Origin of the sequence: Chryseobacterium populi, from assembly GCF_000282115.1 — a bacterium.
In the GTDB taxonomy this organism is placed as follows: Bacteria; Bacteroidota; Bacteroidia; order Flavobacteriales; family Weeksellaceae; genus Chryseobacterium; species Chryseobacterium populi.
Genome location: NZ_AKJY01000106.1, coordinates 45547 through 62423 on the forward strand (window position 1 = coordinate 45547; position 16877 = coordinate 62423).

The window sequence follows — 16877 nt, forward strand, 5'->3', positions numbered from 1 at the left end:
AACCCCATCGTCTTAAAGACAGTTTATTATATTTGTAGTACAATGAAATCAACAAGAGAAAATCTGGGAAATATCGTATACTCCTGCTACACCCAGGTAAACAGGCAGGGAGAGCATTTTGTATCCGACCATGTGCTGAGTTATCAGATTTCAGGAGATCTGACATTGAATGACGGAGTTAACCAATATTCTGCCTATGACGGATCAATACGTTTTTTAAGGCGAAACCAATTGTTGAAATTCACCAAACAGCCTCCTGCTGACGGAGAGTTTAAATCATTATCCATTTATCTTGATCAGCAGATCTTAAAAGATTTCAGTCTGGAGTATGATTTAATTTCAGAAAAGAAAAATTACAATAAGCCACTTTCATTGATTGAAGATAATCTGCAGCTAAAAGCTTATATGGAATCTTTACTGATCTATCAGTTATCAGGTCAGCTTTCAGATCAGCGCCTTGTGGAATTAAAAATAAAAGAAGTCCTTATTTTATTGCTTCAATACGACCCGGAATTGAAAGACATTTTGTTTGATTTTAATGAACCCGGTAAGCTAGATATTGAAGCTTTTATGAATAAGAACTATCATTTTAATGTAAACCTCGACCGTTTTGCCTATCTTACAGGAAGAAGCCTTGCTACTTTTAAACGTGATTTTGAAAAGGTATTCGGAATAACACCCGGAAAATGGCTCCTTCAAAAAAGACTCCAGGAAGCACATTATCTTCTGGAAAAAGGAAAGGCAGCCTCAGATATTTATCTTGATCTAGGTTTTGAAGACCTTTCCCATTTTTCATTTACCTTTAAAAAGCTCTACGGATTGTCACCAAGCAAAATTATCTCTGCATAATTTAAATAGTCAAAGAATGGGAGCCACGAAGTGGCGACTTAACGAAGGATGGGATGAAATCCTATCCATAAAAAATGTCAGAAATTTTCTGACATTTTTTATTATATGTATATGATAATTATAAATTCAATAATTAATCTGATTCATCATCTCCATAAGCACCAATAGGGATACCAGTTTTTTAGATGATTTATATTTAGGGTTAAGCTGTTCACGGATTTCGGTCAAAGCTTTGCTCAGATTATTACTCACGGTTTTATTACTGATATTAAGGGCCTCCGCAGTTTCATCTACAGACATATTTTTACGGATTCGCAGATCATAAACTTTCTGCTCAGTCGGGGAAAGCTGCGAGATCACCTCATCTATCATTACAAAAAGCTCATTGATATCGTTATCTTCCAGTATTTCGTAATATTCTGCATCCGTAATCTCAGATAAAAAGTCTTCCGATTCATCAAGATATACTGCCTGTATTTTTTTTACATTGGCATAATGGTCAAGAATACGGTAATGGATAAAACGGAATAAATATCCTTTAGCACTTTCCTGTTCATCGGTCTGTACAAATTCAGGATTTTCGAGAATCCTGATCCAAAGGTTTTGCAGCAGCTCTTCCGTAACCTCTTTGTCCTTGGTACGCACAAAGATCATGGTATAGAAATTATCCCAATACCGCTCATACAACATCATAAAAGCAGGACGGTCGCCTGATTTTATCTTGTTTAATAAAGTATAGTCTGTTGGCTTCATAATCTTTGATACAAAATTACCTAAACTAATATTAATGTTTTATGAATTATCCGGCTCCTAAAATTAAATAATTCTGAAAATCTAATTGATTATTTACATGTAAAATGTGGAAATGTTTATAAAACCTATGATTTCTGTTAAGAAACCGGTTTCAATGTTAATGATATGTTAAATGCCTGACGGGAAGTTTTTGATTTTGCCCAGTATTATAAGTGAGAGTATTTATGAAGTAATTAATACAACAAACTTATAAAGTGAAGAAATTGAAATACAGCAAAGTAGAAGCATTTGTTTTTAAATTATGGAGCCGGGAAGTGTCGGAGGATGAATTATCAGAAAAAGAATTAAAGGTGTTGGAATTGTGGGAGAAGGATGTTATTAAAAATTTAGAGAAAAACCAGATCCTGGAATCGAAAATAAAAGTATTAACCGGTTTGGAGCCCTATTTTGTACAATCGGCAAAGAGCCCTACATATTTCAGGAGAAACCTGTACAGTGCAGCTGCAGTATTGCTGTTGATCTTCAGTCTGGGAGGCTTCTTTACCTATAATTTTTTATTTAAGCCGGATGTATACGTTGCTGAAAATATAAATAAAACAATCAGACTGGAAGATGGTTCGGTGGTTACCTTATTATCGGGGGCAAAACTTACCGTTGAAAAATCTTTTCCGGCTGATACCAGGATTGTGAATTTAAAAGGAGATGCGGTCTTTTCAGTTGCGAAATCTAAAATACATCCATTCATTGTACAGGCCGACGGTTTCAGTACCAGGGTAATGGGTACGAAGTTTAAGGTTGTACAAAATGGGGCAAGCAAAACAGTAGATCTGTATGAAGGGAAAGTAGCCGTGTCTTCACCGGGAGTTGCTGTAGCTTATCTTACACCCAACCAGCGATGGACAAACTTCGGAATATTACGTACTGCTGCAGTAGTTGTCAGCAAGACAGATCAAAAATCAGGGAAGAAGATTTCAGTATTAAAATCTTTAACCTTTAATGATGTGTCTTTCAGAATAATAATGGAAGTACTGCATAAAAACTACGGGATAAGCATTAAATATCCACAGGAAGTAGCAGAGAAAAAAGTGACGGCAGATCTTACCGGAAGCACCTGGGATGAAAATGTAGAAGCTCTGGCCTTTATTGTAGGGCTTGAAGTACAAAAGGAAAATAATACCACTTATATATTAAAAAAATAAAAGAACAGAGGCAGTTAAGCAGAGATTATGAACAGAATTATGGAGCGATCATTAATAAAAAGTGGGGTTAAAAACATGAGAAATCTGAAATGCAGTCTTACGGTAGCGGCAATCTTTTTTGCAGTAGCGGCAGACGCGCAGGAATTAACAGCAAAAGTGTCTTTCTCTGCTCCGGCAGGAAGGCCTTTAATCGGGACTTTAGAAGAATTTGCAGGTAAAACAAGAATGCGTCTGGTATATTCAAAAGCAGATATTCAGGATCTGAAAGTAAGAGACATCAGGTGTGATAACATTCCTGTAAGCAACTGTCTGAAGAATATTACAGATAATCTTCCGATAGCCGTGCGACAGCATGGAGAACTGATTTCTGTGAAATATGAAGGTTCCCCTGCTTCTATATCCCCTGTAAAAGGAGACGGTCGATTGATCGGGAAAATTGTAGATGAGGTAGGAAGCCCGATTGTAAAAGCAGAAATAAGTGTGGCAGGAAAAACTACAGTGACAGATAATAATGGAGATTTTGGACTCAATATTCCTTCCGGAACTTATACACTTACCGTAAAAGCACCGGGATACAATTCATTGAGAGTGGAAAAGCTGATGATGAAAAACGATGAAACCAATACTGTTTCCTTTGCCATGAAGCATGTTTCGGATAAGGAAATGAATATTAAAGAGGTGGTCATCAAAGGAGTTCGGAAAGCAGATACGCAGGCGGGCCTTCTGGCACAGCAGAAAAAAGCGGCACAGATGAGCGACGGTATTTCAGCTGAGCAGATTTCCAAAACACCGGACAACGATGTCGGCGGAACATTGAAAAGAGTAACAGGAGTTACCACCATAGATAATAAATATGTAGTCGTTCGATCGATGGGAGAACGTTGGAATACTGCTGCAATGGACGGAATTAATCTGCCAAGCACGGAAGCCTATAACCAGAATTTTTCATTTGACATCATCCCTACAGCGATGGTGGAAAGCGTAGTGGTAAGCAAAACGGCAACACCGGATATGAATGCCAGCTTTGCCGGCGGATACGTGGAAGTACGTACGAAAGACATTCCGAATGATAATTTCACAACTGTAAACGTAGGATCTTCTTACAACGATATTGCCACATTTAAAGAATTCATTACCAAGAAACGGGGGAAATATGATTACTGGGGATATGACGACGGCACCAGAGATTTTCCTAAAGGTTTAGAAGTAACCGATTGGAACAATCCTTTATTTTTTGAGCAGTCCAAGCGTTTTACAAATGATAATTTTTCCAACTATCAGACCAAAGCAGACCTGAACTCCAACATGCAGGTGGCCCTTGGAAGGAGCTACCGCATGAAAAATAATAATAAATGGGGTTTTGCAGGTGCTCTTACTATAAGAAATGAACAGAATAAACTGGATATTGACCATACCGGAAGAGGGGGTTGGCTGGATAATGCAGGATTGGTCAACAACTGGGAAGAACTTGGAGTGGCTCCTGTAAGTTTCTTTAATTTTAAAAATCAAGGAGCCTCATACACCTACAATTCTACATTAGGAGGAATGTTGAATTTTGGTTTGCAGCTTGGGAAAAGCAGAATCTCATTCCGTAATTCCTATACTCATATTTATGACCAGACCCTGACCAGAATAACAGGATGGAATGAATATACCGGCGGAAACGGAGATGCATCAGATTCGTACAACTATTTTTATTATGGTACCGTTCCGAATAATGACCCTGCTAAAATCCCGTTTTTGGATAAACCTTATACGGAAACCACCAATTATCCGGTGTATCAGAATTTATTACAGAACAAACTGGAAGGAAACCATAAAATCGGGAACAAGGAGATCAGCTGGTTTGCCGCAAGAACAGGCGTAACTTCAGATACTAAGGATTATACCCAGTATCAGACCAATTATAATTTTATTGGAAACGAAATTTTAAGTTATAACCAGATTTACAATTCAGGAAATAATTTCACAAGAGGATATATCAAAAACAAGGAAACCGATTATAATTATGGTGTTTCATTCAAATGGAGCATGGATGCCGGAAACTTTAAAAATGATATCAAAGTAGGATACGCCGGAGCGATAAAAAACAATACCAACGAACAGCAGAAGTTTTTCCTCAGGGTAGATGAAAACCGGGATGTTCCGAACAGTGAAAAAAATATGCTGATCATGTATGGCTCCCTTGCCAATTGGTTTGACGGGTCTCATTATACTCCGGGTGGTATCGGATGGCAGACCAGAGCGCTTTATAAAAATGATAAATATGAAGGGAAAGTAACCCAGCATGCTCCCTATATCATGTTTGACAACCGTCTGAATAATAAATTCAGGTTGGTTTGGGGACTACGGGCAGAGTATTTCAGATATGACCTGATCTCTCAGCAGCAGGATCCGGATGACCCGAAAAGTGTTACCAAAGAACCTATAGAAGAAAAGCCATGGCAGTGGATGCCTTCCGCCAACTTTACGTATAGTCCTACCAATAGTATCAATGTAAGGCTGGCTTATAACAGGTCTGTGATCAGGCCTCAGTTTAATGAGAGAACAGGATTGCCTTATTTTGATCCGATTGCAAACGGGCTGATCTATAATACGGAAATGACCTCATCGGTAATCAACAATTATGATTTTAAGTTTGAATGGTTTCCGGGATTGGGTGAAATTATTTCCGCAGGATTATACTATAAAAATATTGACCGGCCGATAGAGCGTGAAGGTTATATTTCAAGTGAAGGAAACCTTTTCCTTTATAATGGAAACTCTAAAAATGCAAAGCTTAAAGGATTTGAAGTAGAGGTCAGAAAAAGCCTGGGCTTTATAAAGCAGGACACTTTCCTGAAAGATTTATTCATCAGTGGAAACTTCACCTACAACGATACGAGGGTGATTGCTTTCAAAGACAGGTACAAAACTAAGGATACGGATGAAACCTACCAGGTAGACCGGCCATTATACGGGCAAACCCCTTATGCCTATAACCTTGGCTTAATGTATAGTGGTGACCGTTTAGGCTTAAGCTTTTTATACAATGCAAAAGGTGACCAGTACGTCACTGTAGGGTATGCCTACATAGGAGAAGAGATTCAAAGGCCTTATGCGGTAGCCGATGCACAGGTTTCCTATAAGCTTTTAAAAGATAAGAATCTGGAAATCAAGTTTAACGTAAGGAATATGTTCAACAGGGTGAGGGAATATTATAACAATTTCAATTCTTATTCTGTGTATAAGGGAGGCGGAAGCTCTTATGATACCCAAAGAGAATCACAGGGGCTTTTACCCGGAGCTACAGACAAGTATGATAAAAATATCGATAAGATATTATTCAGGGCTTATAACGGACGAACCTATGGGATGTCAGTGAGCTATACCTTTTAGGAAGTACTGATATAAAGAGTGTAAATAACAGAAAATAAGCTTTTGACAGAAGCATTAATGATATAAGATCTTATAAATGGTAAATGTTACAGGTTTCCATACCCTGAGATCTGAACGGATAAATACTGATGATGCGCACTTCAGTAGGCATTCAGGCAAAAATGGAATTACCGGATCTCCCCGGACGGTAAAAATGGTAAAGGGGAAGCTTTACGGGCCTGCACCTCAGGTGATGGAAAGTTTTAAAAACAATGTGTAACCAAATCACGGAGATATAAAGGTGGATATCCCGTAAACAGGAATCATCCGGACCAAAAATATAATAACCGGATCCATATTTCTAAATTCTACAACAATGAGAAAATTAACTTTAATCGCTGTAACTGCTTTATCACTAACAGCTTGTCGCGAAAATGATTCTTTATCAGATTCTTCTTCATTCGAAATGAAATCTGCTTCTGCAGAATACTTAACTGCTTCTGCACTTCCTGTGACTACAGTGAGCGGAGCAATCACTTCAAATACTACCTGGAGTGGGGTTGTTGAAATAGATGGTATTGTAACAGTGAAAGGTGGAGCTACCTTAACGATCCAACCAGGAACGTTTATCAAAGCTAAACCGAATGCTACAAATACACCGACAGGAGTTTTGGTTATTTCTAAAACAGGTAAAATAAACGCTACGGGAACTGCAACTCAACCTATTATCTTCACAAGTTATAAATTGTTAGACGGAAATGAAGATACTACTGCAGCTCCAGGAGATTTCGGAGGGGTTATCGTATTAGGAGATGCTCCTACCAACAAACCTGCAACTACTGTTATTGAAGGGTTAACAGGTACTGATTATCAATATGGGGGTACTAATGTTGCTCATAATGCAGGAACTGTTAAATATGTACGTGTTGAATTCGGAGGATTCGATCTTCTTGCCCCTAACTCAGGAAACGAAATCAATGGATTAACTTTAGGAGGTGTAGGAAACGGTACTACATTAGACCACATCCAGGTATCTTACGGTAAAGATGATTCATTTGAATTCTTCGGAGGTACTGTAAACGCTTCAAACTTAGTGTCTTTTGCTCCGGATGATGATAACTTTGATTTTGATTTCGGATATTCAGGAACAATCACTTGTGCTTTAGCATTAGCAGATTATAATTCTACACACAGCCAAAGTAGTGGTAGCTCTGATACTAACGGTATCGAGCTAGACAACGATGGAACCGGTTCTGCTGCTTCTCCTTTTACACGTCCAACTGTTAAAAACCTTACTATTGTAGGAGCTAAAAACCCTCTGCAAGGAGCATTATACGAAAATGCTATCCACGTAAGAAGAAACGGTAAATTAGTATTGGAAGATGCTGTAGTTACAGGTTATCCGGTAGGTGTATTATTAGAGACGGTAAGCAGCGCTCCTGTAAATCTTGCAGACTTAAGCTTTACTAATGTAAAAGCTCACGGGTTCACTTTTGCTACAGCTTCTAAAATAGGTTCTACTACTGCAGCTCTTACAATCCCTGGAACTACAATCTCTACATCTAACCCTGCAAACGTTTGGGGAATGACTCAGCCATTCTTCAACGAAAGCCCGGCATGGAATGTTTCTCCAAGAAACTGTGGAGACTTCAAGGGAACTTGGACAAAATACAACTTTTCAATCGTAGAGTAAATCTACCTGCAGGGGATGATACTGTCATCCCCTGCTTTTTAATTCAATCTTTTAAAATTTATATTATGAAAAAAGTAATTTTATTATCTGTTCTTTTTTTATCAAAACTGATCTGTGCACAGTTTCCGGTTTGGACGAATGCTTTTAATGCAGCAGGAGATATGCAGGGCTGGACGTTCTATGACGGCAATGCAAACGGAAACGGATGGGTACAGGGCCCGAATATTTACCATAACGGTACTTCTTTAGCATACGGATCAACAGGTGTACTTCGCTATTCAATAAGCTCTGTTCCTTCAGGAAACGTAACAGGTTTTGCCACAGAAAACGACTGGGCGATCTCTCCTCAGATTGATCTTACTTCAGCTTCAGGTACCATTACCCTTGCAGCTTATATAGGAAGACAGAGAACTTCACATCCTTTAGTGGGCAGATACCTTTATATATTTGTTAGTACTCCTCAGAAAGAGGTTCCGGAATTGTCGGATTTCCAGGCATTGACAGTAGATGCCAATGGAAATGAAATTCCCAGCCCTTACCTGATCAGTGGAGGAGGGAGCAGCAATCCTTTCCCTGCAGACTTAAACCAGTTTGTAGAAAGCCTTGTAGATCTTTCCGCTTTTGCAGGAAAAAAAATCTATATCGGTTTGTGGTCAAACAGATCTACAGGCGATACTACCAATGTACCTAATATCAATATTGATGAAATGGCTATTTTTTCTTCGGTTCTGAAAACACAAGATGTAAAAACATCAAAAAATCTTACCGTTGTCATGCAGAATCCGGTATTGGCTTCACTGATGCTTAAACTTAATTCAGCATTCAAAGAAAATACAGTGACAGTTACTATTTATAATATGGCCGGGCAATCCGTGCTTACAGCTAAATACAGCAGGGAAATAAATGTTGCAGCCTTATCTTCAGGAAACTATATGGCCGTAGTGTCAGACGGTGTACGTTCCGAGAACGTGAAATTTATTAAGAAATAATCCCATTAAATAAACAGAAAGTGCCTTTTTAAAATAAAAACAACCATGTCAAAACTATGATCATAAGATCGGCACCTCTGAAAAAATATGCATATATAAATTTTAGAAATCATATTGCCCCTGGTGTGGCCAAGGGCAATATTTCTGAATTTAATTTATCAATAATATCTTGACAATGAAAAAAACAATTGCCCTTGCAACTCTTTTAAGTCTGGTATCATGTACCGATGAGGTATTGCAGTCTTACGATAAATCACAAAAGCCGGCAGAGATCAATATCAAGGGATATTCAAAACCGGATGTATTGCAGATAAGGCTTAACGGCCAGCCTGTGAGTATCAACGGAAGCACTTCCTATACCAATAATATAGAAACTAAATTAAGTTTCGTAGTAGATGAAGGAGAAACCGATGCACTTGAAATCTACAACAATGAAAATGGAAAGCAAATTGCTAAATACAGCATCAATTATAACAATACGGATGAATATAAAAACCTGTATTTCTTTAATCTTCCCGGGATTTATTTACAAACTTATGCCGTGAAGCCTCAGGTCAATCTGGGAAAAGTGGGCTTCGAGCTGATCTTTCCGAACCTTGGTGAATATTCCGGCTCTTCATTGGAAGGAGTAAAAGGGATATTAAAAAGAGACAACGGAATGGTGCTCGCTGAATTTGATCATATCGGGAAGGATAATTTTTCAGCATTAAAAGTATACAGCTTTTTCAGTGCAACAGCACCTGTTTACCTGGAACTCTATAAGCCCGGGACTACCGAACCTTATTTCGGAACACAAATCATTAAAGTAACCATAAAACAGGATATAGGTGCCAACATGATTGTCCTGCAGGAGAAGCTTGAAAATGGCATCACTGTGGTAAAAGGTGATATTGATGTAGCGGATTATCTGTAAAATAAATGAAAATGCTCATGAGTAGATTTTTTAAATTTCATTTGCTGGTGTTATGGTTTTTATGTTCAGGATCCATAATTTCCTGTAACAGGGAAGATGATTCTGTTCCTGATTTCCCTGAAGGAAGTGTGGAATCTGTGAATGTATGGATACAGGATAACATGAAGCGTTATTATTACTGGGCAGGTCAGATGCCTTCCAAGCCGGATTACCATCTTCCGTCCCAAAAGTTTTTCGCAAGTCTTTTATCTCAGAATGACCGCTTTTCTTCCATTGTGAATACAGAAGATTCCTCAACCTATCTGCGTACTGTCCGTAATATGTACGGGTTTGATTATGCCGTGCTTCAGCTTGGAAACGGGCAGGTAACTGCGGTTGTCAAACTGGTATTACAGAATTCACCTGCTCAGAATGCCGGCCTGTACCGCGGAATGATCATAAAAAAGATCAACGGAAGCCTGGTAACAGCAGCCAATGCAGAAATCCTTGTCAATTCTATTCCGGACAAAACAACCCTTGACCTTACCGTTGGTGATTGGGAAAACGGTAATATTACCAATGAAAAAGATATTACGGTGTATTATGGCTTTTCTTTTGATCAGCCGGTACTTTCCAAAGTTTTTGAACAGAATGGTAAAAAGACCGGCTATCTCTATATCTATGACTTCCCCGACGGAATGTCCCATACGCTCAATCAGAAATTTTCCGAGTTCAAAGCCCAGGGAGTACAGGAGCTTGTTCTTGATCTCAGGTATAATTACGGCGGATCTGTGGCTTCAGCTGCTGCATTGTGCTCATTAATCCCTTCAGGAGTATCTTCCGGTTCACTGTTTATTGCCTATAAAGGAAACAAAAATGGCGGTGAAGTTAAAAAGACTTTTGCCGAACAGATCGCTTATGATTCCAACGCTCTTGGTTTCAATGTCCTGCATGTCAATACCCTGAATTTAAACAGAGTGTTTATCCTCACTTCCGGAAGTACGGCATCAGCCTCAGAAATTGTGGTCAATAATCTCAAACCATATTTGCAGGTAATTCAGGTGGGTGGAACTACTTTAGGAAAAGATATGGCCGGATTTCCCATTGTTGATGAGCGTAAACCCCGTAAAATATCCTGGGAAATCCATCCGGTAATTTATAAAGTTTATAATGCCGACGGAGAAGGAGAATACAGCAATGGAATCTCGCCTCAGAATCCTGTTAATGAATACGCTTCACTTCCATTGAAACAGCTTGGAGAATCTGACGAAACCCTGTTGAAATCTGTTTTAAATAAAATTTATTTGAAATCTGTTCAGGAAACTCCGGATAATGCCGTAAAAGTGATTCTGGAAAGTGAAAGACCATTTTTCCGGGGAAAACATTAGTCAAAGTATAACCTAATTAAAGTCAAATTAGCCATGCAGGGAATAGAGCCGAAAATACATCAGGAAGTGATGAGAAGGATGAATGATTTAGAACAATTATTAAAAGAATCACCGGATCAAAACCAGGCTTTTAATGAAGATGTTTCTGCAATGAATGCCGAATTAACCTATCTCTACGAAGATTATCTCACCACCAAAAAGAAGCTGGAAAACTGCATAAAACTTTACCGGTCACGGCACATCGAGATCCGGAAACAGTTAACCCAGAATATCCGGAAATTGAGACGGGAAACAGTTCTTCAGAATAAATAAATTTTAGTAGATATATACTATTTTACACTTATTGTTTCTGGTTTCTTTCAACGATTGGTTTATATCACAAAGAAAATGATGAATCGGACATAGTAGATGGGCAAAGTTTTTTAATCGATAAAATAGATTTTCAAAAGAATGCTTCATAGCTGCTTTTCTTAAAATATAGCAGTCGGATTTTAAAAGCTTTGTGTTAATAAAAAAATGATGAGTGTAAAGTAATAGTTACCTAAATTGTAATATAATAACATCAAAATTCAGTTGCTCCGGTTTTGTGTTGAATTACAGTTCTTGTTCAACCCTATCCCGTATTGCTGCTTCAAGTATTGGGATGCTGATATCTTTTAAAGCTTTGAACTTAATACAATATCCGGTCACGCTTGCCTTGCCTATTTTTTCTCCATAGGTTCTGGCTAAGAAGGTTTTGTCGTCAATACCAGGGATATAAACCGAGATTCCAGTGGTGTTTGCGCTGAGGCCGACCTGATAAAATTCTCTGCTGCTTCCATCGGCATATGGCAGGGTTTGAAATCCATATCCTATATTAGGGTTTGAAACCGTTTTATTTTCACTGTTTTTACCATTCAGGAACCATAATTTACATTCCGGCATTATTTCAAGAATGATGCGATGCAACGCCTGCATATCGCTGCGTTTTTGTTCAGGCTGGCTTGTAATATAGTCTGTGATTTGTTCTTCTATACTCATTAAAGTTATAGGTTTTATAAGCTGGCAGTAGTTAATTTTATATATTCAAACTCTTTCGGGTCTTAGTCTATATAAGATCGTATGCTGCTGATTAATTATCTGTCATACTAAGGTGTATTGTGTTTAAAATACTTTAGCCTCTTCTCGGTCCGTTATGACAATAAAACTGTTTTTTAGAAGATCTGAAGGATATATAAACTGATCTCCATTTTCTCCTTTAACTACAATTGCAGGCTGCTCATCGTTCAGGCATCTGTCCAGTTGTTCTTGCATTTCATTAAGCTTTCCATCTTCAATATCAAGGTTATAAGTTCCTGTAACGTGTTTGATTTTTACAATTTTTCTGTTCATAATAATTTTTTTTTTATGCAATCTAAATATAGTTCTTTTTACTGATTGGGTTTTGATTTTCTTTTACTCAGGTTATGACTTGTTTTGGTTTTGAATGATTTACTAATATATGGTTATTACGTTGAACATTTGTATGGATTTTTGGAGAGAAAATTGAAATTATTTTATTTTTATATCTTATTATTGTGATTTAAATTATTTTTGATACTTTTAGCGCTTTAAAATAAAAAAATGACCAAAAATTTGTATCTTAACTTTAATGCTAAGCTTAGTATTTATTGTTTTTTCCTGTGAAAGAAGCAATGATGTTGCAGAAAATGCAAGTTCTAAAATTGAAAAATCTTTTTTAAATGCGAGAGTAGCTGGTGAAAAAAGTGAAATTATTCATCCTCTATTTATGTATGGAGTTGAGACTTATGAAATCACAGAAAGTGGTATTCTAAATTTTAAAACATATCGCGATTTTCATGTTAATAATGATAAGGGTAATATCAACGACTACAAATTTGTATTAGATGAAAATGATGTTTTACATTTAAATGATAATTCTACCATTAAAATCGAAGATGGCGTAATAAAGATTACAACACCGGCAGAAGAATTAAAAATTGATGAAAACTTTGATTTTCAAAAGTTGAATGTAGAAACAAGACTGTTGTTTACCGTTTTTTCTGACATTATTGCGACTGATGACTCTAAAGATACTTTTTCTAATTATTCAGCAAGATTTGCGGGTGGCAGTGCTCCTTGTCCTTGGTATAACACCTATTATTTAAGTGGATGGGGTTATACACCAAGTGCTGCTTGGTCAGATTATAATTACAATGCTATTCATAATCCACTAACCGGATGTACAGCGATTGGAAATCCACATCTTTCTCAACATACAATTAATTTAGTTCTTATTGAGATAAGTTATTATCAAGTCGATCGTGCTTACTGCTGTTAACTAAACTATAAATAATATATATTATGAATTACTCTGTGGGACCTTTTAATTTATTAATGCTAATAAGTATATTGTGTATATTATATGTATGTGGGATCTATTTTATCATGAAAAAAAAGCTAGGAATTGAAGCTGTTTTATTAATGATATTTTTCCCTTTTATCGGCTCGATAGGAATAATTATTTATTCTCTTTTTGGTGCAAAAGGAAACAAGTAGAATTTAACACATTGTGTTAATCTTTATTATAAATTATAATAGTTATATTCTAAAAACTCAGATATAACTTTGGGTACAAAGCAAAAAAGAGAAAATGTAATTATTTACAAATTCTCTTTAGCTTAAAAAGTGGAGTTGGAGGGATTCGAACCCTCGTCCAAACAAGCAATACATAAGCTTTCTACATGCTTATTCTACTATTGGTTTTCGACGGGAAGCAGAGAGCAGACGCCCAACTTCCAGCTTATCTTCTGAGGTTTTCGAGTTTCAGCCGAAGCATCTGAAACCTTATTTCCGCATTCCTATATCCCAGGATCAAACGCCGCAGAACAGAGCATTTGTGGGATATCTTGCTTCCCTACTGAAATCTTCGGGAAAACGCTTGATCTACTATACTTCGATATTAAGCTGCAAGAGCGAACTCTTCGTTGCCAGTTAAAATTTTGTAGCAAGGGATTATAGAGATCGCGCTACGGTTCTCTGCATGCTTACTTACCCATTGGTCTTGCTGTCGAAACCAGTCAACCCCATAAATAAAGTGAATGCAAAGATAGAATTTTTTGTTTAAATATTCTTAACGTTGGCTATAGCTTTTTTAAATAACAATCTTATTGCCGTATTTATGATCACGATCATAAGCAAAATAATAACTGCCGGCAGTATCAAGCCGGCAGTTATAAAGTTTTAGTCCCTGTTTTTTAATAAAATCCAACCGGATAAATGGACAGGTTTTTTACTGATTCGGTCTTCCCAAGACAATTTATACCAATAAGTACCAGTAGGGGCGAGGTTTCCAAGATGTTTTCCATCCCATTTCGGATTCTTTGAGCTGGCATTGAAGACGACTTTCCCATATCTGTCAAAAATATTTCCTTCAAAATTTCCGAATTTATTGATCTCACTGAAATCTATATAATCATTTTTACCATCATGATTTGGAGTTATAACGTTTGGCATGAAGAAAGTATAATATATTGCTTCAGAATAGCAGGTCATTCCCCGGTTTCTCACCTGAATGGAATATAGGGTATTACTGAAAACATGATAGAAAGTATTGGAAGGTTGCCAGGTTACTCCACCATCAATAGAATATTCCATAGGTAAGATTCCGTTATTTTTTGCAATGATCACTAAAGTGTTATTCTTATAGTGAATTTCCAGAATTTCCGGTGTCACAAGATACCCTACTGTTGCCGTGAAAGTTTTTGAACAAGCTCCGTTATTTATAGTGACCGTATAAGTTCCCGCAAGTTCTGTAGTGATGGTTTGGGTGGTCGCTCCGGTACTCCAGGTATAAGTGTAATTAGGGCCACTACCTGCATCCAGAACAGCTTTATCTCCTTTACAAATTTCAATATCATGAAGTGGAGAAACTATTTCAGGAACTACATTAATGGTTATAGTAGCAGGGGTTGAAGCCGGGCATCCATTAGCTCCGATTCCTGTTACGGTATAAGTCGTTGTGGTAGTCGGAGAAACGATTTGGGTATTTCCGGTTCCGGGCAATCCCGTCCATGTATAGGAAGTTGCGCCCGATGCTGTCAGGGTTACAGACTGCCCTGGACAGATAGTAAGAGCAGAGGCGGTAACGGATATGGTAGGAGGTGTTGTATTTTTTATAACTGTTACTGATGCCTGATTTGTGCATCCTAAAGGAGTACTGGTAATGGTAAGTGTATAGGTACCATTGTTGTCCACAACAGGGGTTAGCGTATTGGCTCCTGAAACAATATTCCCACCGCCTGTTGCTGTCCATAAAAATGTGGCTCCCGGCTGATATACAGAAGCGGTTGCATCTAAAGTCACCTGCGAATTGGTACAGGTGATCTCTGCGGGCTGTGCAATATTAACTACAATAGCCGGGTCTACTGCTACGGTTACAGACTTTTGATACTGACATCCGGCAGGGGTTGTTACGGTTACTGTATGAGTTCCCGGAGTTGTAACGGTATTTACAGCTCCGTTTGTACCATTTGACCATGAATAGGTATTTCCTGTTCCTACAGATGTAGCGGTTAGTACGGTTGAGGATCCCTGACAGAAAAACAGATTTCCTGTAATCTGAACATCCGGATCACTTTCCGCTGTTATGGTAATGGATGCCGGGCTACTCGTACAGTTTCCTGTGGAATTCGTCAGGGTGTAGGTTCCTGGTGTTGTTACTGTAATGGATGGTGTCGTTGCTCCGGTAGACCATGTATTTCCTGTTGTTTGACTGGATGTTAATGTCACACTGCCACCATAACAGATTGTTGTTGAAGGGCTGGTAATAGTTGGTGTTGAAGTCTGCGTTACATTCAGTTGTAATTCAGCAATTTTGAAGCAGGTGTTTGTACTTACTCTTACATAAACTGTTGCATTTCCGGAGGTGTATGCTGTAGGAGTAGCGATTGTACTTGCATTTCCTGCTATTGCATCTGCCTGGTTTATATAATAAGCAAAAGTGGTTCCTGGAGTTGTACTGATGCTTGGCTGTGCTGAGGTAAGATTAAAAGTAGCAGTCGTACTATTGGAACATTCGTTTAAACTTGCATTCTGAACAACAGGCACAGCGCCTTGTGTTACCGCCACTGATTCCTGATACTGGCATCCTGCCGGAGTTTCCACCGTAACAGTATACGTTCCCGGAGCTGAAACCGAAATCGTATTTCCAGTTGTACCATTTGACCATGAATAGGTATTTCCTGTTCCTGTAGACGTAGCTGTAAGTTGGGTTGGAGATTCACATAAAACCAGGTTTCCAGTGATCTGAACATCCGGATCACTTTCCGCTGTTATCGTAATGGATGCAGGGTTACTTGTACAATTTCCTGTGGAATTTGTCAGGGTATAGGTTCCGGGTGTTGTTACTGTAATGGATGGTGTCGTTGCTCCGGTAGACCATGTATTACCGGTAGGTTGGCTGGACGTTAATGTCACTCCGCTGCCTCCATAACAGATTGACGTTGAGGAACTGGTAATGGTTGGTGTTGAAGTTTGTGTTATATTTAATTGTAACTCCACGACTTTAAAACAGGTTCCTACGGTTACTCTTACGTAGATTGTAACATTTCCGGAAGAATATGCTGTAGGAGTAGCAATTGTACTTGCGTTTCCTGCTATTGCATCTGCCTGGTTTGCATAATAGGCAAAAGTAGCTCCAGCAGTTGTACTGATGGCTGGTTGTGCTGAAGTAAGATCAAAGGTAGCAGTCGTACTATTGGTACATTCGCTTAAACT

General features: G+C 38.1%; 14 protein-coding genes and 1 other RNA gene. 10 read left to right on the forward strand and 5 right to left on the reverse strand.

The features are described from left to right. Nucleotides 1-42 precede the first annotated feature (42 nt). Nucleotides 43-849 carry a helix-turn-helix domain-containing protein gene (locus PMI13_RS18970; protein ID WP_007846799.1) on the forward strand — a complete coding sequence of 269 codons (807 nt, stop codon included), beginning with the start codon at nt 43-45 and terminating at the stop codon, nt 847-849. A gap of 126 nt (nt 850-975) precedes the next feature. Here PMI13_RS18970 and PMI13_RS18975 read toward each other — a convergent pair whose 3' ends face one another. Continuing rightward, nucleotides 976-1602, reverse strand: a complete 627-nt coding sequence (locus tag PMI13_RS18975; RefSeq protein ID WP_007846801.1) for an RNA polymerase sigma factor — start codon at nt 1600-1602, stop codon at nt 976-978. Nucleotides 1603-1856: 254 nt separating this feature from the next. On the opposite strand from PMI13_RS18975, the gene PMI13_RS18980 reads away from it, so the two are divergent. The 8 genes from PMI13_RS18980 (at nt 1857) to PMI13_RS19015 (ending at nt 11432) form a co-directional block, all read left to right on the forward strand. Further along, nucleotides 1857-2801, forward strand: a complete 945-nt coding sequence (locus PMI13_RS18980) for a FecR family protein (protein ID WP_238536338.1) — start codon at nt 1857-1859, stop codon at nt 2799-2801. Nucleotides 2802-2876: 75 nt separating this feature from the next. Beyond that, entirely contained in the window at nt 2877-6179 is a 3303-nt protein-coding gene (locus tag PMI13_RS18985) for a TonB-dependent receptor (RefSeq protein WP_007846806.1), read from the forward strand. A gap of 76 nt (nt 6180-6255) precedes the next feature. Beyond that, nucleotides 6256-6438 (forward strand): hypothetical protein, encoded by a 183-nt coding sequence (locus PMI13_RS18990; protein ID WP_007846808.1) that lies wholly within the window; start codon nt 6256-6258, stop codon nt 6436-6438. A 96-nt stretch (nt 6439-6534) separates the two neighbouring features. Continuing rightward, nucleotides 6535-7851: a hypothetical protein gene (locus PMI13_RS18995; protein ID WP_007846810.1), complete on the forward strand. Its 1317-nt coding sequence runs from the start codon at nt 6535-6537 to the stop codon at nt 7849-7851. Between the two features lie 65 nt (nt 7852-7916). Next, nucleotides 7917-8840 carry a T9SS-dependent choice-of-anchor J family protein gene (locus PMI13_RS19000; RefSeq protein ID WP_007846817.1) on the forward strand — a complete coding sequence of 308 codons (924 nt, stop codon included), beginning with the start codon at nt 7917-7919 and terminating at the stop codon, nt 8838-8840. A gap of 175 nt (nt 8841-9015) precedes the next feature. Next, on the forward strand, nt 9016-9753 hold the full coding sequence (locus tag PMI13_RS19005; RefSeq protein ID WP_007846825.1) for a hypothetical protein: 738 nt from the start codon (nt 9016-9018) through the stop codon (nt 9751-9753). Nucleotides 9754-9770: 17 nt separating this feature from the next. After that, nucleotides 9771-11120 carry a S41 family peptidase gene (locus PMI13_RS19010; RefSeq protein ID WP_156104401.1) on the forward strand — a complete coding sequence of 450 codons (1350 nt, stop codon included), beginning with the start codon at nt 9771-9773 and terminating at the stop codon, nt 11118-11120. A gap of 33 nt (nt 11121-11153) precedes the next feature. Next, on the forward strand, nt 11154-11432 hold the full coding sequence (locus tag PMI13_RS19015) for a hypothetical protein (RefSeq protein ID WP_007846829.1): 279 nt from the start codon (nt 11154-11156) through the stop codon (nt 11430-11432). A 282-nt stretch (nt 11433-11714) separates the two neighbouring features. Here the strand turns inward: PMI13_RS19015 and PMI13_RS19020 are convergent, their stop codons facing one another. Together PMI13_RS19020 and PMI13_RS19025 are read right to left on the reverse strand one after the other, a co-directional pair. Further along, nucleotides 11715-12140: a DUF1801 domain-containing protein gene (locus PMI13_RS19020; protein ID WP_007846831.1), complete on the reverse strand. Its 426-nt coding sequence runs from the start codon at nt 12138-12140 to the stop codon at nt 11715-11717. 123 nt (nt 12141-12263) lie between these two features. Further along, a complete protein-coding gene (locus PMI13_RS19025) occupies nt 12264-12491 on the reverse strand; it encodes a hypothetical protein (RefSeq protein ID WP_007846833.1) in 228 nt (75 codons plus the stop codon). Between the two features lie 259 nt (nt 12492-12750). Here PMI13_RS19025 and PMI13_RS19030 point away from each other — a divergent pair, with 259 nt between their 5' ends. Further along, nucleotides 12751-13440 (forward strand): hypothetical protein, encoded by a 690-nt coding sequence (locus PMI13_RS19030; RefSeq protein WP_007846835.1) that lies wholly within the window; start codon nt 12751-12753, stop codon nt 13438-13440. A gap of 345 nt (nt 13441-13785) precedes the next feature. On the opposite strand, the gene ssrA is transcribed toward PMI13_RS19030, so the two are convergent. Both ssrA and PMI13_RS19035 read right to left on the reverse strand, forming a co-directional pair. Next, nucleotides 13786-14187, reverse strand: a transfer-messenger RNA (tmRNA) gene (gene ssrA / locus PMI13_RS20995). A gap of 155 nt (nt 14188-14342) precedes the next feature. After that, nucleotides 14343-16877 (reverse strand): T9SS type B sorting domain-containing protein (locus PMI13_RS19035; RefSeq protein WP_007846837.1); only part of this gene is annotated, 2535 nt, incomplete at its 5' end.